Source organism: Sorangium sp. So ce448 (assembly GCF_051520915.1).
GTDB classification, from domain to species: domain Bacteria; phylum Myxococcota_A; class Polyangia; order Polyangiales; family Polyangiaceae; genus Sorangium; species Sorangium cellulosum_B.
This window is the reverse complement of record NZ_CP150343.1, coordinates 6,274,995-6,292,890: the sequence shown is the minus strand read 5'-3', so window position 1 is coordinate 6,292,890 and position 17,896 is coordinate 6,274,995. Positions and strand designations below refer to the sequence as shown.

Sequence of the window (17,896 nt, the reverse complement as noted above, 5' to 3'; positions counted from 1 at the left end):
GCGCCGCCGGCGTCACCGCCGCGCGGCCAGCAGGAGGTGCGCGAGCAGGCCCGCGATGTTGTGGGCGTCGTCGACGCCGCGGTGGTGCGTGCCCGCGAGCGGCAGGCCGGCGCGCTCCAGGGCCTCGGCCATCCCCACCTCCCGCGACAGCGCGTGCGTCACCGCGAAGAGGCTCTTCACGTTGAGGTGGCTCGGCCCGAACGGGAGCGGCACGCCGCGCGACTGGCACTGCCGCTCGAACATGCGCCGGTCGTAGTCGCCGTAGCTCGCCCAGAGGCGATCCTGCGCCTTGAGCTCGCTCCGGAGCGTCGCGCACGCCTCCCTGAACGACACGCCCGCGTCGACCTCCGCCTGCGTCAGCGTCGTGAGCGCCGTACAGAACGGGCTCACGCGCGAGCGCTCAGGGCGCACCAGGATCGAGCGCCGCTCCCGGCGCCGGCACGAGGCGACCTCCAGCGGGCACACGCCGATCTCGATGATCTCGTTCTCTTCGCCCGGCGGCGGGTCCCCGTCCCAGCAGGTCGATTCCACGTCGATCACGAGAATGAGATCAAGACGCTTCGCCACGTCGTCGCCCTCGGCATGTAGTGAGGAGTGCGCCGCGAAGGTAACGGGGATCGGGACGCAATTTCCTTCAGGATTTTCCTGACCGTCCAGAAACGCCTTGGGCGGTTCGCTTCGTCCGGGCAAAAACTGAGTAGAAACGGGACATAAGCCGGAGGTGCACCCACACGTCGTTGGTCGTTTCGGCACCCAATCCGCTTGCTTGGCGGGCCTGGTCCATGGACACTCGTCAGGTAATTTCTGACGAGGTTCTCTACGTGGATCCTGGCTCCCAACTGCGTTGCTCCTCCGGTTCGGCCAGGGAGAGATCCGTGATCGCTGAGGCGCTGCCTGACCCTGCCGACGCGGGCCGCGGTCCAGCCGAGGAGCGACAGTTGCCGCCTCGTTCCGGGATCGTCCGCCACGCGGGCCGCGAGCGAGGGGTGCCGAAGGGGCTCCCGCCGGGGCGTGGCGCCGGGGCGGTGGGCGGGATCACCACGGGGGCCCCGGCGTGTGGGCGGCTGGCCGTCGACCCGCTCGTCGGTCGTACAGAGCACGGACTGCACATCGAGCGGCTCATCGCCGAGGGGGGGATGGGCGCGGTGTACGCGGCCCGCCGCGCCGCGACGGGAGAGCCGGTCGCCCTCAAGGCGCTCCGGCGCGTGCACGCGGGGGACTCCGGGATCGAGGGCCGGTTCGCCCGGGAGGTGCGGCTCGCCCGCCGCATCGACCACCCGAACGTCTGCCCCGTCCTCGGCGAGGGGCGCCTCGAGGACGGGCGGCCGTTCTTCGTGATGCCGCTCTTCGACGGCGTGACGCTGAGCGAGGAGGTCCGGCAGCGCGGCCCCTTGCCGATCGGCCGCGCGCTCGCCCTCGCGGACCAGATCCTCGCGGGCCTCGCGGCGATGCACGCGGCGAAGGTCGTCCACCGCGACCTCCAGCCCGGCAACATCCTGCTCGTCCCCGGGGCGCGGGGCGCCGGGGCAGGGGAGGGCGCGACGACGGTCAAGCTCATCGATCTCGGCTTCGCGCACGAGCCCGGCGTCGACACGGGCGACGGGGTGACGCCGGACAGCCCCGGGTCGCTCGTCGGCACGCTGCTCTTCATGTCGCCGGAGCAGGCGATGCGGAGCCGCGCGATCACCGAGCGGAGCGACCTGTTCGCGGCCGCGTTGCTCATCTACTACGCCCTCTCGGGCAAGCTCCCGTTCCGGGGCCGGGGCGATCTCGACGTGCTCGTCGCGATCGTGCGGTCCGCGCCCGTGCCCCTCCGGCGGGAGCGCCGTGATGTCCCGCGCGTGCTCGACGAGGTGCTCTCGCGGGCCCTGTCCAAGCACCCCGACCACCGCTTCCCCAGCGCCTCGGCGATGCGCGACGCCCTCGCCGGCGTGCCGGTGTAGCCAAAGCAGCGCTCCGCGCGCCCCGGCGCCGGCCCGCTCCTTGCCACGACGGTGCCGCCTGCACCGCGCCGCCCGGCACCGCGATCCGGGGCTGTGCACGCGCTGCTCAAGCGCGACGGCGCGGGGCGGTGAGCTTCACGCGAGGGGAACCCCATGGACGCACTCGATCTCTTGGAGCAGCAGCATCTCGAAGTCAGCGCCCTGATGGCGCGCATCGCCGGCGAGCCCAGCCCGGGCCTCCGGACGGCGATGGTCGCGCAGCTCTCCCGGATGATCGACGCGCACGTACGCATCGAGGAGACGTACCTCTATCCGGTGTGTGCCGAGCGGATGGCCGGCGACAGGAAGCCGCTCCACGACGCGTACGAGAAGCACGGCCTCGCGCGCTTCGCGGCGGACAACCTGCTGCGCACGCGCGTGACCGATGTGCGCTTCGAGGCGCGCCTCCGGCTCCTGCGGGACATTTTCGCCCACCACGCCGACGAGGAGGAGGACATCCTGTTCCCCAAGGCGAAGCGGGGCCTGACGGACGAGCAGCTCGACGTGATCGGCAGCGATCTGGAGCGCGCTTACGAGGTGCTGCTGCGCGTGGGCGTGGCCGCGGGCGCCCCGCTCCCGCGCTCGCAGCGCGGCTGGCCCCGGCGCGGCGCCCAGGCCGTGCGCTCCCTGCGCCCGGTGTCGCGCCGGAGGGGCGAAGCGCTCCGCGTCCGCGGCTGCTAGCTGCTAGACCGGCACGGGGCCGCCGAACGCGCCGAGGAAGCGCGCGATCCAGACGGCGAGCATCAGGACCGCCAGCGCGATGCCGACCCGCGTGATCCACGCGCCCTGCACCCCCTCGGCGGCCGCGATGCGGCCGTCCTTCACGTAGATCGCCGCGTTGTACGCGAGCGCGGCGATCACGAGCGGCGCCATGACCGGGGAGAGAGGGTGGAGCCGCAGCGCGTCGGCCAGGTGGCCGTGCGCGAGGGCGAGCGTAGCGCGCGTGAGCCCGCAGCCGGGGCAGGGGTGGCGGGTGACGATCGCGAACGGGCAGAGCGGGGCGCCGCACGCGACGAGGAGCCCGAGCACCGCCGCCACCGTGCCCAGGCGCGCAGCGCGGCCGCGCACGTGCGCCGCGCTCCATCGGGACAGGGCCGACGGAGCGGGCGAACGGGCTTCGGTCGAGCTGGACGGCGACACGGCGGAGACCGCGGCGCGGGTCAGGCGGCGTTCGGGTCCCAGACCTCGTTGAGGTCCTTCGCGAGGGCGTAGAGCGGGAGGAAGACGTAGAGCACGATGCCCTCGGCCTGCTGGTTGCGCGAGCCGGCCATCTGCTTGGCCCGGGTCACCTGCTCCGGCACCTTCACCCAGAGGAAGTAGTAGTTGAGGAACGGGATGAAGAGGTACCAGGGCTTGAACTCGGGGTCCTTCGTCGCCTGCTGGAGCTCGTTCAGCATCGCCCACATCTGCCAGATGGCGTAGAGGAAGCAGACCATCCCGATCACGCACACCGTGACCGGATTGCGGATCTCACCCTTCCCGCCCGGGGCCATCGAGCCGCCGCCGCCGTACACGCCCAGGTTGCTGGCCGCCTGGCCGAACTGGCCGGGCGCCGACATCTGAGCGCCGCCGGGCGACCCGCCGTAGCCGGGATCGCTCACGCCCGGAGGGCTGCCGTAGCTGCCGCCGGGCGACCCGCCGTAGCCGCCGCCCGGAGGGCTGCCGTAGCCGCCGGCCGGCGACCCGCCATAACCGCCGCCCGGAGGGCTGCCGTAGCTGCCGCCCGGGGGGCTGCCGTAGCCGCCGCCCATCGGGTCCTGGCCCGGAGGCGGCCCGTACCCGCTGGCGCCGTGCTGCGGAGGCTGCCCGTAGCCGGGAGGCGCGCCGCCAGGCGGCTGCCCGTAGCCGGGCGGCTGCCCGTAGCCAGGCGGCTCGCCAGGCGGCTGCCCGTAGCCGGGCGGCTGCCCGTAGCCAGGCGGCTGCCCGTAACCGGGCGGCTGCCCGTAGCCGGGAGGCGCGCCGCCGAGGCCGCCCATCGGGTCCTGGCCCGGGGGCGGTCCGAAAGGATTCCCACCCGGGCCGCCCTGCGGGGGCTGCCCGTAGCCGCCCTGAGGGGGCTGGCCGTAGCCGCCGGGCGGAGGAAACGCGCCGGGCGGCGCGCCCGCGGCCCCGCCCATGCCGCCGGGCGGCTGGCCCGGGGCGCCGTAACCGGGCAGCTGGTCGATCGCCATGGTGCCGCCGAGCGGGTTCACGCCCTGGGGCTGCTGGCCGAACGGCGCATAGCCGCCCGACGGGCTCGCGGCCGCGCCGCCGAAGGCCGGGCCAGACGGCTGCTGTCCGCCGGGGGACGGCGAGCCGTAGCCCATTCCGGGAGGCGGCGGGGCAGGGGGTGGCCCCGCCGAAGCGCCGAGCCCCGCCGGCGGGACGCCGACCACCGTGCCGGCGAGGCCCTGCGGCGGGCTCGGGATCGCGGCCATGCCCGGCGGCGCTCCGGCAGGAGGCGCCGGAGGCGGAGGCGCCCCCGGCGCGCGCGGACCCGCCGCGCCCGCCCCGGAGGACGGCTGACTCATCAGCATGGTGCCCTTGAACTTCGGCGCGGCTGCGCTCTTCAGGTTGTAGCCGCACTTCGTGCACGTGGACGCCGTTTCCGAGTTTTGCGTCCCACAATTCGGACAGAACACGCACCACCTCCGGCGGGGGATTCGCTGTTACGGATGTCCGCGCCCCTGCGCGTCGTAATGGGCGCCGAGGGTAGTTGAAGCGCGTTCCGGTTCTCAAGTGAAAGACGAAGAACGCTGCGGACTTCTCGGCAGGCTACGCGGTCTTCGTCAGAAAACCCAGGGAGTACCGCGTGGCCAAGTGCTCCAGCTGGGGGGCCGGGTCCAGGCGGGGGGGCCGCGTCTACGACCACGACCACGACCACGACCACGACCACGACCACGACCACGACCACGACCACGACCACGACCACGACCACGACCACGACCACGACCACGACCACGACCACGACCACGACCACGACCACGATCACGACCACGACTAGGAGAACGATCGCGGGCACGGCCACGTCGGGGGGGAGAGGTCCGGTTTCTGGGCAGGGGCAGGGTTTGTGTGGTCCGCTTTATGTTTCCCCCCGGCGCGCCTTGACAGTGACCACCGTCGCTCACTAGCGTGCCCGCGCCTCGGGACGGCTCCGTACGACGGACAACCGAATGCCCGGCCGCCGGTGCGCGGGGCTGTCCGCCTCCGGCAGGCGCCTCCAGATCGGAGGCGCACGAGGTAGCGCCCGGTCTGCCGGGCGGACCCTCGTTGAAAGGGACCCGCGTTGCGGGGTCCCGACTGCATGTGGAAGCGGGCACGCCGCGAGCGCGGCGCGCCCAGGGAGCCAGCGGACCGTGCCAACAGCCGACATGACCGAACAATTTGCTCTGACCGCCGAGCGGCGAACCGAGTTCGAGAAGATCCTCGCGCGCTACCCGAACCGCCAGGCCGCGTGCATCCCCGTGCTCCACCTCTGCCAAGAACAGGAGGGGTGGGTCTCCGAGCGGGTGCTCCGCTGGGTCGCCGAGCAGCTCGGCCTCTCGGCGGCGCACGTCCAGGGGGTCGCGACCTTCTACACGCTCTTCAACAAGGAGCCCGTCGGCAAGCACCAGGTCTGGGTGTGCCGGACGCTGAGCTGCGCGCTGAACGGCGCGGACCAGGTCCTCCACCACTGCGAGAAGCGGCTCGGGATCCACGCAGGCGAGACCACGAAGGACGGGAAGATCACGCTGCGCACCGCAGAGTGCCTCGCCTCGTGCGGCACCGCCCCGATGATGCAGGTCGATCGCGACTACCACGAGGGCCTCACGCTCGAGAAGGTGGACGCGATCCTCGACCGGTTGACGAGGTGACGAGATGCTCCGGCTGACGCGCTATCTGACCAAGAACTACGACACGCCCGACGGCCACAAGCTCGCCGTCTACGAGAAGGGCGGCGGCTACCAGCAGGCGAAGCGCGCCCTCGGGATGACGCGCGAGGCGCTCGTCGAGGAGATGAAGGCGGCGAACATCCGCGGCCGCGGCGGCGCCGGCTTCGCGATGGGCGTGAAGTGGAGCTTCATGCCGTGGCCCCCGAAGCCCGAGCGGCCGCACTACCTCGTCATCAACGCGGACGAGGGCGAGCCCGGCACCTTCAAGGACCGCACCCTGATGGAGAAGAACCCTCACGCCGTCGTCGAGGGGTGCATCATCGGGTGCTTCGGGATCGGCGCCCACGCCGCGTACATCTACGTGCGCGACGAGCTGCACCTCTCGAAGGCGCGGCTCTGGGGGGCGATCGAGGAGGCGCGCGCGAAGGGCTACCTCGGCAAGCGCCCGTTCGGGATCGACTACCCCGTCGAGGTCTACGTCCACACCGGCGCCGGCGCGTACATCTGCGGCGAGGAGACGTCGCTCCTCAACTCGCTCGAGGGCAAGCGCGGCGAGCCGCGGCTCAAGCCGCCGTTCCCCGCCCAGTTCGGCGCGTTCGGGATGCCGACGACCGTGAACAACCTGGAGACGATCGCGGCCGTGCCCACGGCGCTCGAGCTCGGGGGGGAGAACTTCTCGAAGCTCTCCTCGCTGCACCACCTGAAGGACGGCGGCTGCCGGCTCTTCGGCGTGAGCGGCCACGTGAACAACCCCGGGATCTTCGAGGCCGCCGTCGGGGTCACGCTCCGCGACCTCATCTACGAGTACGGCGGCGGCGTGAAGCACGGCAAGCTCCTCGCGGTCATCCCGGGCGGCTCGTCGTGCCCGATCCTGCGCGCCGACGAGGTCGTCAACGCGCCGAACGACAAGTCGCCGCTCCACCCGTGGCACGGCCAGAGCGTGCTCGACGTGCCGCTCGGCGTGGACACGTTCCGCTCGCTCGGGACGATGCTCGGGACCTGCTGCGCCATCGTGCTCAGCGACAAGGCGTGCCCCGTCCTCGCGATGCACAACCTGATGCGCTTCTACCGCCACGAGTCGTGCGGCCAGTGCACGCCGTGCCGCGAGGGCAGCGCCTGGATCCACCGGATCCTCGATCGCATCGTGCACGGCGAGGGGACGATCGAGGAGCTCGATCGGCTGCACGAGATCGCCGACAACATCATGGGCAACACCATCTGCGCCTTCGGCGAGGGCACGGCGATGCCCGCGCTCGGCTTCCTCCGGAAGTTCCGCAAGGAGTTCGAGGCGTACATCCAGACCAAGGGCCGCTCGTCGACAGGGGTGCTTACGCCGTGAAAATCTTCGAGTTCGCCTTCTTCGGGCTGGCGTCGCTGCTCGTCCTGCTCGGCGGCCTGGCCACGGTCGCGGCCAGGAACCCGATCCGCGGCGCGATGGGCCTGCTCACGTCGATCGTCGGCATCGCGGGGCTCTACCTGATGCTCTCGGCGGAGTTCCTCGCCGCGATCCAGATCCTCGTGTACGCGGGCGCGATCGTCATCCTCTTCCTCTTCGTGATCATGCTCCTCGGCCCGTCGGCGACGTCGCCGCGCGACGCCCGCACCGCGGTGCCGCGCTACGTGGGCGCCGGCGTCCTCGGGGCGAGCAGCATCGGCGCGCTCGCCCTCGTCGCGAGCGCGTCGAAGCCCGGGGTCCTGGCCGTCCCGGCCGCCCCCGAGTCGCTCGGGACCATCGAGGCGCTCGGGCACGAGCTCTTCACGAAGGGGATCGTGCCGTTCGAGCTCTCGGGCGCGCTGCTCCTCGTCGCCGTGATCGGCGCCGTCGCCGTGGCCCGCGGCAAGCAGGTCGACCCGACGCTGCTGCCCGCCGGCGAAGGCGCGGACGCCGCGTCGCCGGAGCCGGGCGATCAGGGGGCCGCGCAGCCGGGCGCCCTCGCGGGACACGCCACCCTGTCGGCGAAGGAGCCGCACTGATGATCTCCGTCCCCATCGAGTACTACCTCGTCGTCGCGGCGGTGCTGTTCGTGATCGGGTCGATCGGCTTCCTGCTCCGCAGGAACCTCCTCGTCCTCCTGATGAGCATCGAGCTGATGCTCAACGCCGTGAACCTCACGCTCGTCGCGTACAACCGGGTGCACCCGCACGATCACGCCGGGCAGATCTTCACCTTCTTCGTCATCGCCATCGCGGCGGCGGAAGCCGCAGTCGGTCTCGCGATCGTGCTCGCGTTCTACCGCATCCGGAAGACGATGCGCTCGGACGACGCCGATCTCCTGAGGAGTTAGCGTGGAAGCCCTGAGAGTCTTATTCCCCGCGTCCGAGTTCGCGCTGCTCGCGGTCATCCTGGGCCTGCCGGCGCTCGGCGCGTTCGTGAACGGCCTCTTCGGCAAGCGCCTCGGCAAGGACGCGGTCCGGCTGATGGCGCTCGCCGCGCTCGGCGGCGCCTTCCTGGCGGCCGTCACGACGTTCCTGATGCTGCCTCACGAGGGCGGCAAGCTCACCTGGACGGCCTGGCGCTGGTTCTCGATCACCGGCCGGATGGGCCAGTCGATCCCGATCGACGCCGCCTTCAGCGTCGACGGCCTGAGCGGGACGATGATCCTCGTCGTCACCGGCGTCGGCTTCCTCATCCACCTCTACTCGTCCGCGTACATGCGCGAGGACCCGGGGTACTACCGGTTCTTCGCGTACCTGAACCTGTTCATCTTCTCGATGCTCGTCCTGATCATGGGCGACAACCTCGCCGTCCTCTTCGTGGGATGGGAGGGCGTCGGCATGTGCAGCTACCTGCTGATCGGGTTCTGGTTCAAGGACGACAAGAACGCGAGCGCCGGCAAGAAGGCGTTCGTCGTGAACCGCATCGGCGACTTCGGCCTCCTCGTGGCGATGGCGATGCTCGCCTACTACACGGGCACGCTGAACTTCGACGGCATCGCGGCGAACGCGGGCAACCTGCTCTCCGCGGTGAAGATCTGGCCGATCGGCAACATGTCGGTCGACACCGTGCCGGGCTTCCTGAGCTTCCTCGTCCCGTCGCAGCCGGTGCTCGTGTACGCGGGGACGCTCGCCGCGCTCGCGCTGTTCCTCGGCTGCGCCGGCAAGAGCGCGCAGATCCCGCTCTACGTCTGGCTGCCCGACGCGATGGCCGGCCCGACGCCGGTCTCCGCCCTGATCCACGCCGCGACGATGGTGACCGCGGGCGTCTACCTCGTGGCCCGGCTCTCGGCGGTGTTCGTGCTGTCGCCGTTCGCGATGGCGGTCGTCGCGGTGACCGGCGTGGCCACGGCGCTGTTCGCCGCCTCGATCGGGCTCTTCCAGAACGACCTGAAGAAGGTGCTCGCCTACTCCACGGTGAGCCAGCTCGGGTTCATGTTCATCGGCGTGGGCGTCGGCGCGTTCGCCGCCGGCTTCTTCCACGTCCTCACGCACGCCTTCTTCAAGGCCTGCCTCTTCCTCGGCGCCGGCTCGGTGATCCACGCGATGCACGCCCGCATCCACGACACCGACCAGTCCCAGGACATGCGCAACATGGGCGGCCTCAAGAACCACATGCCGCTGACGCGCTGGACCTTCCTCCTCGCGTGCCTCTCGATCGCGGGCTTCCCCGGGTTCGCCGGGTTCTGGTCGAAGGACGAGATCCTGTGGCGCGCCTTCTCCAGCCGGATCGAGTCGGTCTCGACGCGCGGGCAGCCGGTGTGGCAGTGGCCCGAGTGGCTCGGCCCGGCGATCTACTGGCTCGGCATCCTGGCCGCGACGATGACCGCGTTCTACATGTTCCGCGCGTACTTCCAGACGTTCCACGGCGAGTTCCGCGGCTGGACGATCGTGCGCGGCTGGAAGGACCCGCACCCGCACGGCCACCACGACGACCACCACGGGCACGCGCACGGCGAGAAGCTCGAGGGTCCGGAGCCGCACGAGTCGCCGCTGCCGATGACGATCCCGCTGATCGTGCTCGGGGCGCTGTCGGTCTTCGCCGGCTTCCTCATGGCGGAGCCGCTCGTGCACCTCACCCACAACCACGCGTTCGCGCCGCTCGCGCACCTGCTCGAGCCGGTCTTCTCGCTGACGGAGCGGGCGGTGAAGGCGCGCGAGGGGGTGGAGGGGCTGCTCTTCCCGATGATGCTGCCCGGCGTCGCGGCCTGCTTCACCGGCATCGGCCTGGCGATGCTCGTGTACTGGAACAAGCGCGGCGAGCCCGAGCGGCGCTTCGCCGAGAGCGTCCCGGGGCTCTACCGGCTCATCTACGACAAGTGGCGGATCGACGAGCTCTACAACGCCACGGTGGTGGGCATGGTCGACGCGATCGCCGACATCTTCACGATGGCCGACAAGTGGATCATCGACGGCGTCATCGCGAAGCTCTCGGCCGCGCTTGTCGGGTTCTTCGGCACGGTGCTGCGCGCGCTCCAGACGGGCCGCGTGCAGGTCTACGCAGCGTCGATGGTCGTCGGCCTCGCCGGCGTCGGCTGGTTCCTCGTCAAGCCGCACGCGGACGCGAACGTCGACGACGCGGAGCTGCGCCGGTCCGGCGAGGTGAGGCTCTCGGCGGCGCCGGGGCTCGGCTACCGGTACCGCTGGGAGGCGCCCGGCCTGCCGGCGCGCGACTTCTCCGAGGCGGCCGACGTCACGGTGAAGCTCGAGCCCGGCGAGACCAAGGACGTCGTCCTCCGCGTGCGCAACGCGTTCGACCGCGAGGCGACCGAGACCTTCTCGTTCTCCAGGCCGGCGAGCCGCAAGACCCCCGCGGGCCCGACCACCATGCTGGGCTCGGACGTGCCCGCGCTGCCCCCGGGGGCGACCCCGGCGGAGCAGATCCATGACCTGATCCAGCCGAGAGGCCTGCAATGAGCGCGCTCGACCTCGTAACGCAGTACTGGCCGGCGCTCGCCGCCGGCGTCGTGGGAGCGATCCTCCCGCCGGGCGACGCGCAGGGCGCCCACGCCGGCGACGATCACCACGACGGCCACGGTGACGACCACCACGGCGACGACCACCATGGTGACGAGCACGGCGAGGCCCACGCCGCCGCGGGGTACACCCCGTGGCAGCGCGCCGGCCTCGGGCTCATCGCGGCGCTCACGGTGCTCTTCGTGCAGTGGCTCTGGCCGTCCGGCGCCGCGGCGGAGGCGGCGGGAGCGACAGACGAGTGGCCGTCGCTGCTCAACGTGCTCATCGGGCTGCCCTTCGTGGGCGCCGCCGCTGTGCTGTTCGTGCCGCGGCAGCTGCTCTCGCTGCTCCGGGGCTTCACGCTGGCCGTGCTCGGCGCGGGCTTCCTCGCCTCGCTGTGGCTGCTCACCGTGCCGATGACCGTGGGCTGGCACTTCCAGTCGATCAAGGAGTGGATCCCGACGCTGGGCATCCGGTGGCACGTCGCCATCGACGGCATCAGCCTCTGGCTCGTCCTGCTGACGACGTTCATCGCGCCGATCGCGGCGTACGCGTCGTTCGGCTCGATCAAGAGCCGGATCAAGGAGCTCTGCTTCTGCCTCCTGTTCCTGCAGGGGGCGATGCTCGGCGCGTTCGTCGCGCTCGACCTGTTCCTGTTCTTCGTCTTCTGGGAGCTGATGCTGGTGCCGATGTTCGTGATGATCGGCATCTGGGGCGGCGTCGAGAAGATCAAGGCGGCGATCAAGCTCTTCGTCTACACGATGGCGGGCTCGATGCTGATGCTCGCGGGCATCGTGTACCTCGTGTGGGCGAACCAGAAGCTCACGGGCGCCTACACGTTCGACTACCTCGCGCTGTCGCGCGTGGTGCTGCCCCGGAGCGCGCAGATGCTCTGCTTCTGGGCGTTCTCGATCGCGTTCTTCATCAAGGTGCCGATGTGGCCGGTGCACACGTGGCTGCCGGACGCCCACGTGCAGGCGCCGACCGGCGGCTCGGTGATCCTGGCCGCGGTGATGCTGAAGATCGGGACGTACGCGTACCTGCGCTTCTCGATGGGCCTCTTCCCCGGCCCGGCCTCCAGCCTCGCGGCCAACCTGGCGGGCATCGCGATCCTCGGCGGGGTGATCTACGGCGCGCTCGTCGCCTGGAAGCAGTCCGACGTGAAGCGCCTCGTGGCGTACTCGTCGGTCGCCCACCTGGGCTACGTGATGCTCGGGCTCTTCGGCGTCACGCCGAGCGGGATCCAGGGCGCGGTGATCCAGATGGTGAACCACGGCGTCTCCACCGGCGCGCTCTTCCTCCTCGTCGGCGTGATCTACGACCGCCGGCACACCCGGGAGGTCTCGGAGTTCGGCGGCCTGGCCAAGGTGATGCCGGTCTACGCGACGCTCTTCCTGATCGTGACGTTCGCCTCCGTCGGCGTGCCCGGCACGAACGGGTTCATCGGCGAGTTCATGATCATCATGGGGACCTACGCCTCCGAGCGCCTCGGGACGTTCAGCGGGATCCACACGATCGGCGCCGCGGCGGGCGTCATCCTCGCCGCCGTCTACATGCTGAGCGTTGTGCAGAAGATGTTCTTCGGGCCGCTCACGAACCCGAAGAACAAACACCTGCCCGACGTGACGCCCCGCGAGGGGCTCGCGCTCGCGCCCCTGATCCTCATGATCTTCGTGATCGGCCTGTTCCCTGCGATCTTCCTCGATCGGATGAAGGAGTCGGTCCTGTCTACTTACAACCAGTTCAAGGTCGTCTCCGGGCAGGCGATCCTCTTCGCGGACGAACGGAACGCGAAGCTGCTGCCCGAGGACACGTTCTCCCCCGCCTTCCTGAAGGGGGCCCCCTCGCTGGGCTCCGGTGAGGGCGCGGCGGGGGCGGGTGAAGACGAGCAGGCTCGGCGCGATCGGGGCGCGCGCCGAGGAGACGGCGCGCTCGCTGCGCGCGCGGGGGAGGCGGCGCGATGATCCTCGGACCGTACATCGCGGTATCGCCGCTCATCGTCGTCTCGCTCGGCGGCGCGTTGCTGATGCTCGCGGAGGCGTTCTCGCACCGCCGCGAGGAGTCGCACGATCGCCGCTCCGGCCCCTCGTCCGACATGGCGCTCGGGACCGCGATCACGCTCCTCGCCGGGGCGGTGTTCTCGGGCGCGGTCGGGTTCGTCGGCCCCGAGACGCTGGAGGGGTTCGACTCGCTCGCCCCGTACCTGGTCATGGACCGGTTCACGCTGTTCTTCTCCTTCGTGCTCTGCCTGGGCGGCGCGCTCGCGGCGCTGCTCGCCGGGGGGTACCTCCCGGAGCACCGGCTCGATCGCGGGGAGTTCTACCCGCTGCTGACCTTCTCGACGGTCGGGGCGATCATCCTCGCCGGCGCGGGGGATCTGCTGACGCTCTTCCTCGGCCTGGAGACGATGTCGCTCGGGGCGTACGCGCTGACCGGCTTCCGCCGGACGTCGCCGCGGAGCACCGAGGCGGCGATCAAGTACTTCCTGCTCGGCTCGTTCGCGGCGGCGCTGCTGCTGTACGGCGGCGCGCTGATCTACGGGGCGACGGGGCACACCGACCTCGCGGGGATCGGCGAGGCCATCGCGGGCGCGAAGGGGGCGGCGGCGCCGAACCCGGCGCTGCTGCTCATCGGGGCGACGCTGGTGCTCGTCGGGCTCGCGTTCAAGGTGAGCGCGGTGCCGTTCCACATGTGGACGCCGGACGCGTACGAGGGCGCCCCGACGCCGGCCACGACGTTCATGGCGGTGGCGGTGAAGGGCGCGGCGTTCGCGACGCTCCTGCGGGTGCTGCTCGGGGCGTTCGGTAGCCCGGCGCTCTCGTCGTGGGCCGCGGGCTGGCCGCCGGCCGTGGCGGTGATGGCGCTGCTCACGATGACGGTCGCGAACCTCGTCGCGGGCCGGCAGGAGTCGGTGAAGCGGATGCTCGCGTACTCGAGCATCGCGCACGCCGGGTACCTGCTCGTGGGCGTGGCCGCGACGGTGCGGGCGAGCGAGGACGCGCAGGCGAGCGTGATGTTCTACCTGCTCGCTTACACGGTCTCGACGGTCGGCGCCTTCGGGACGCTCATCCTCTGCGGCAGCCGTGGGGCCGAGGCGGTGAGCTACGAGGACCTCTCCGGCATCGGCAAGCGGCACCCGGTGGCGGCGCTCGCGTTCTCGCTCTTCCTGCTGTCGCTGGCCGGCGTGCCGCCGACCGCGGGCTTCTTCGGCAAGCTCTACATCGTCAAGGCGGCGATGGGCGCGGAGCTGTACACGCTGTCCGTGGCGCTGCTCCTCAACAGCGTGCTGTCGGCCTACTATTACCTGCGGGTGCTCGTGTACATGTACATGCGCGAGCCGGCCCCCGGCGCTCCGATCGCGCGGCCGATGCGCTCGGGCTACGTCAACGCGGCCCTTGTGGTGTCCGCGGTGCTCGTGATGGTCCTCGGCATCTGGCCGACGACCTCGCTCGGGATCGCGGTCCGCGCGGTCCTGGCGTCTCGCTAGAGCGGGGGCCCACCCGCTTCGGATACGGGCCCACCTCGACGTTTTCGGTGCTCGGCGTACTGGAGTACGCCTGCGCGCCGAAAACGCCGATCTGGGCCCATCTCCTGTGCGGGTGAACCCCCGCTCGGCAACGCGGGTGCAGGCCTGGAGGAGCGCTGCCAACTCGGATGGCAACGGAGCGCTGGCGCTCGAGGCGCTCGCGCTTCGTTCGGCCGTGAATCCGCGGTGCTGCGCGGGGCGTGCGAGTTGCTAAAGTCGGCGCCGATGCGAACCGGCGAGAAGCTGCAGAGAAGAGCGGGCGATGCGAGGATGCGAGCGGCGTGCGTCGCGCTGCTCGGGGCGCTCGGGTGTCAGGGAGGGAACGCGAGCGGCGGCGCGACCGCAGGGAGCGCGACACCGGTGGCAAGCGCGGCGCCGGTGGCCGCGGGGAGCGCAGCGCCTGTGGCCGCGGGGAGCGCAGCGCCGGCGGCCGCAGGGAGCGCGAGCGCCGGCGCTGCGGGGAGCGCGCAGGCCGGGGCGGGCGAGGCGCCCGCGCTCTCGCTGACCTCCGAGGTCGTCGCGAAGGTGATGAACCCGAAGCGACAGGCGCCGTACAGCGGGCCCACGGGGACGCTGCGAGGACGCGTCACCATCAAGGGCGACCCGCCGCCCGATACAGGGCTCAGCTTCCCGATCGGCAAGTGCGGCGAGGCCGCCGCGACCTACGGGCGGCTGTTCCGCGTGGGACAGCAGAACGGGGTCGCCGACGCGCTCGTCACCGTCGTCAACTACAGCGGTTACGTGCCGGAACGCGAAGAGGCGGAGAAGGTGACCATCCACGGGTGCGCGTTCTCGAAGCGGACCGTGGTCATGTCCTACGGACAGCGGCTCGAGGTCGCGAACCTCGATCCCCTGGAGCCGTACATGCCGAACCTCGAGGGCGCCCCCTTCATGGCGGTCCTCGTCGCCGTGCCCCAGGGCGACCCGGTGAAGTTCTACCCGCCGCAGCCAGGCTACTACCACCTCGTGGACAAGCTGCCGAAGCCGTTCCTCAAGGCCGAGGTCTTCGTGCTCAAGTTCGCGACACACGACGTGACCGGGCTCGACGGCAAGTACGAGATCAAGGGCATCCCCGTGGGCAAGGTGCTCACCGCCGCCCTGCTGCCGGCCATCGATCAGGACGTGAAGAGGGAGATCGAGATCAAGGAGGGCGAGAACACGCTCGATTTCGAGCTCAATTTCGACCTCAAGAAGTACAACGAGAAGCCGCACACAAAGCGCGTGCCTTGAGTCATGACGGCGGGGGCACGCTGCGTTGACGCGCCCATCAGGGTGCGCCGCCCGCGAGCTCTCGGTGGACGCGCCGCTCGACCTCCTGGGACAGCGCATCCCCGCCGACGAGCGCGGGCGGTAGCGGCGGGCCGAGCCAGGTGAGCGCGGCGTCGCGGCCGACGCGACGGAAGAGCAGCTCGGCGAAGAGGAGCCGGGCGAGCCGCGAGGGGGCCACCGCGGGGCCGCCAGCCGCCGCGGACAGGTCGAGGGCGTCGCAGGCCCGCGTCAGCGCGTCGAGATCACCGGTCAGATCGGCCGCCACCGCGAGCGCCACGAGCGCCTCGGCGCTCGCCGGATCGGCCGCCGAGACGAGCTCGGCCTGCTCGCGGGCCTCACCGAGGCGGCCCAGCGCGGCCGCGCGCACCGCGACCTCGGCCGGCGTCAGATCCGCGTCACGCGCCAGGCGGCGGGCGCGGCGCAGCTGGCCCAGGACGAGCGCCTCGTCGACCTCGGACAGCCGCCCCCCTGACGGCATCCGCCGCCCCAGGACGGCTGCCCCCGGCGCGGCCAGCTCCCGCAGGCGCCGCGCAGCCTGCTCGGCCACCGCGCGATCGCCCGCCTCGACGGCCACCGCGTGCAGCGCGCGCCACGCCTCTGTCGACCAGGGGCGCCGCACCACGAGCGCCCGCAAGGCGAGGCGCGCGTCGTCCGTGCGGCCCAGCCGCCGCAGGATCTCGGCCCGGAGCAGGGCACCGTCGTCACGATCCGGATCGAGCAGGATCGCGCGATCGATCCGCCCGAGCGCCGCCTCGAGCCGCCCCGCCGAGAGATCGCAGCGCGCCTGCTCGCGGTAGGCCGGCTCGTAGTCGGGCTCGATCGCGCGGGCGCGCTCGAAGGCGGCGCCCGCGGCCTCCCCGCGCCCGAGCCGGCAGCGCACCGACCCGATACGCGTCCAGATGTCCGCGCTGTCGGGGTCTCCGTCCTCCGCCAGCTCGTACGCCTCCAGCGCCGTCGCGAGATCGCCGCGCGCCTCGGCCTCGGCGCCGATCGCATACAGCGCATAGGCGTGCGCCGCGATGGTACGACCCTCGATGATCTGGCCGTCGATCGAGCGCGCGACCCGGGGCGCGGCGCAGCCGGCAGTGGACGTCAATGCCGTCAACGCCGTCAATGGCGCCAGCGCCGTCAGCGCCGCGTGCGCGGCGAACGTCGCGAGGAACACGCGCGGCGCGCGCCGTGCGGCGGAGAACGCCACGGCTACGCGCACGCGGCGATCTCGGCGAGGAGGCGATCGTTCTCCTCCGGGAGGCCGACGGTGATGCGGAGCCGGTGCGCGAGGCGCCCGCCCGCCGCGTGGAAGCTGCGCACGAGGACGCCGCGCGCGGCGAGCGCCTCGAAGACCTCGCCGGCAGGGCGGCGCGTGCCGATCCAGAGGAAATTGGCGTGGCTCGGCGCGACCGAGAGGCCGAGCTCGGCGAGCCCGGCCGCGAGGCGCTCGCGCTCGGCCGTCACGGCGGCGGCGGCGCGGCGGAGCTCGCCGCCGAGCTCCCGCAGGGCGAAGGCGGCCGCGCGCTGCGACGGGGTGGGCAGGTTGTAGGGCTGGCGGACCTTGTCGAGCTCGGCCACGAGCTCCCGCGCGCCGATGAGCCAGCCGATCCGCAGCGACGCGAGGCCGATCTTCGAGAGCGTCCTCAGCACGGCGACGTTCGGGTGCTTGCGCAGGAGGGCGAGCTGGTCGCGCGGGGCAAAGTCGATGTACGCCTCGTCGACGATCACGAGGGCGTCCCTCGCCGCGGCGACGACCGCCTCGAGGCGGTCCTCCGACATGAGCGCGCCCGTCGGGTTGTTCGGCGAGGCGATGAAGACGACGTTGGGGCGCGCGAAATCGACGGCGCGCACGAGGCCCGCGACGTCGAGATCCCAGCCGGCGTCGAGCGGGACCTCGACGACGCGCATCCCGCGCGCGCGCGCGCTCAGCTTGTACATGACGAACGTGGGGCTGACCGTGACGACGCTCGCCGCGTCCGCGCCCTGCCGCGGGCGGCTGAGCGCGGTGAGCACGATCGAGATCACCTCGTCGGAGCCGACGCCGGCCACGATCTCGTCAGGATCCGCGCCGCAGTGGGCGGCGATGGCCTCGCGGAGATCGAGGGCGCGCGCGTCGGGATAGCGGCCCCAGTCCTCGGGCGCCGAGGCGCGCGCGAGGGCCGCCCGCGCCTCGGCCGAGAGCAGCGGCGGGCTCTCGTTGGCGTCGAGGCGCACAGGGAAGTGCCCGGCGACCGGGGTGTAGGCGTGGAGCTCGGCGAGCTCCGGACGAAGCAGCGCAGGGAGGAAATCGGGCAGCGGCATGGCTCGGTCCACGATCGTCGCGGGCGCGGCGATGAGGGTGGGAGGAGAGCGGTATACTACCCGCCTCCTTCCAGGACCAGAGGACC

The 17,896-nt window shown here is 71.7% G+C and carries 16 protein-coding genes and 1 pseudogene; 11 read left to right on the top strand and 6 right to left on the bottom strand.

Features of this window, described 5'->3' with window-relative positions:
- Positions 1–12: 12 nt before the first annotated feature.
- On the bottom strand, positions 13–567 hold the full coding sequence (locus tag WMF45_RS23675) for an exonuclease domain-containing protein (RefSeq protein WP_437719109.1): 555 nt from the start codon (positions 565–567) through the stop codon (positions 13–15).
- Positions 568–938: 371 nt separating this feature from the next.
- Here WMF45_RS23675 and WMF45_RS23670 point away from each other — a divergent pair, with 371 nt between their 5' ends.
- Positions 939–1,943, top strand: coding sequence for a serine/threonine-protein kinase (locus tag WMF45_RS23670; RefSeq protein WP_437719108.1), 1,005 nt, complete (start codon positions 939–941; stop codon positions 1,941–1,943).
- A gap of 153 nt (positions 1,944–2,096) precedes the next feature.
- Positions 2,097–2,663 carry a hemerythrin domain-containing protein gene (locus WMF45_RS23665; protein WP_437719107.1) on the top strand — a complete coding sequence of 189 codons (567 nt, stop codon included), beginning with the start codon at positions 2,097–2,099 and terminating at the stop codon, positions 2,661–2,663.
- 3 nt (positions 2,664–2,666) lie between these two features.
- On the opposite strand, the gene WMF45_RS23660 is transcribed toward WMF45_RS23665, so the two are convergent.
- The 3 genes and pseudogenes from WMF45_RS23660 to WMF45_RS23650 all read right to left on the bottom strand — a co-directional run.
- Entirely contained in the window at positions 2,667–3,050 is a 384-nt protein-coding gene (locus WMF45_RS23660) for a DUF2752 domain-containing protein (RefSeq protein ID WP_437719106.1), read from the bottom strand.
- A 92-nt stretch (positions 3,051–3,142) separates the two neighbouring features.
- Positions 3,143–4,498, bottom strand: a complete 1,356-nt coding sequence (locus tag WMF45_RS23655) for a hypothetical protein (RefSeq protein WP_437719703.1) — start codon at positions 4,496–4,498, stop codon at positions 3,143–3,145.
- Positions 4,499–4,537: 39 nt separating this feature from the next.
- Positions 4,538–4,603, bottom strand: a pseudogene (locus tag WMF45_RS23650) (zinc-ribbon domain-containing protein); the annotation flags it as partial.
- Positions 4,604–4,773: 170 nt separating this feature from the next.
- Between WMF45_RS23650 and WMF45_RS23645 the strand changes: the two are divergent.
- The 9 genes from WMF45_RS23645 to WMF45_RS23605 all read left to right on the top strand — a co-directional run bounded on the left by WMF45_RS23645 (position 4,774) and on the right by WMF45_RS23605 (position 15,479).
- On the top strand, positions 4,774–4,965 hold the full coding sequence (locus tag WMF45_RS23645; RefSeq protein WP_437719105.1) for a hypothetical protein: 192 nt from the start codon (positions 4,774–4,776) through the stop codon (positions 4,963–4,965).
- 367 nt (positions 4,966–5,332) lie between these two features.
- Complete coding sequence (gene nuoE / locus WMF45_RS23640) at positions 5,333–5,815, top strand: NADH-quinone oxidoreductase subunit NuoE (protein ID WP_044965469.1); 483 nt, start codon at positions 5,333–5,335, stop codon at positions 5,813–5,815.
- A gap of 4 nt (positions 5,816–5,819) precedes the next feature.
- The gene (gene nuoF, locus WMF45_RS23635; protein ID WP_437719104.1) at positions 5,820–7,172 is read left to right on the top strand and encodes an NADH-quinone oxidoreductase subunit NuoF; all 1,353 of its coding nucleotides are present in this window, start codon (positions 5,820–5,822) and stop codon (positions 7,170–7,172) included.
- Complete coding sequence (locus WMF45_RS23630) at positions 7,169–7,807, top strand: NADH-quinone oxidoreductase subunit J family protein (protein WP_437719103.1); 639 nt, start codon at positions 7,169–7,171, stop codon at positions 7,805–7,807. The genes nuoF and WMF45_RS23630 overlap by 4 nt, the downstream gene beginning before the upstream one ends.
- The gene (nuoK, locus tag WMF45_RS23625; protein WP_272093012.1) at positions 7,807–8,118 is read left to right on the top strand and encodes an NADH-quinone oxidoreductase subunit NuoK; all 312 of its coding nucleotides are present in this window, start codon (positions 7,807–7,809) and stop codon (positions 8,116–8,118) included. Before WMF45_RS23630 ends, nuoK begins: the two co-directional genes overlap by 1 nt.
- Position 8,119: 1 nt before the next feature.
- Positions 8,120–10,684, top strand: a complete 2,565-nt coding sequence (gene nuoL, locus WMF45_RS23620) for an NADH-quinone oxidoreductase subunit L (RefSeq protein WP_437719102.1) — start codon at positions 8,120–8,122, stop codon at positions 10,682–10,684.
- On the top strand, positions 10,681–12,687 hold the full coding sequence (locus WMF45_RS23615; RefSeq protein WP_437719101.1) for a complex I subunit 4 family protein: 2,007 nt from the start codon (positions 10,681–10,683) through the stop codon (positions 12,685–12,687). Before nuoL ends, WMF45_RS23615 begins: the two co-directional genes overlap by 4 nt.
- Entirely contained in the window at positions 12,684–14,210 is a 1,527-nt protein-coding gene (locus tag WMF45_RS23610; RefSeq protein WP_437719100.1) for an NADH-quinone oxidoreductase subunit N, read from the top strand. The genes WMF45_RS23615 and WMF45_RS23610 overlap by 4 nt, the downstream gene beginning before the upstream one ends.
- 264 nt (positions 14,211–14,474) lie before the next feature.
- A complete protein-coding gene (locus WMF45_RS23605) occupies positions 14,475–15,479 on the top strand; it encodes a hypothetical protein (protein WP_437719099.1) in 1,005 nt (334 codons plus the stop codon).
- Between the two features lie 37 nt (positions 15,480–15,516).
- Here the strand turns inward: WMF45_RS23605 and WMF45_RS23600 are convergent, their stop codons facing one another.
- Positions 15,517–16,728 carry a tetratricopeptide repeat protein gene (locus tag WMF45_RS23600; protein ID WP_437719098.1) on the bottom strand — a complete coding sequence of 404 codons (1,212 nt, stop codon included), beginning with the start codon at positions 16,726–16,728 and terminating at the stop codon, positions 15,517–15,519.
- Entirely contained in the window at positions 16,719–17,810 is a 1,092-nt protein-coding gene (gene hisC / locus WMF45_RS23595) for a histidinol-phosphate transaminase (protein WP_437719097.1), read from the bottom strand. The genes WMF45_RS23600 and hisC overlap by 10 nt, the downstream gene beginning before the upstream one ends.
- Positions 17,811–17,896: the final 86 nt, after the last annotated feature.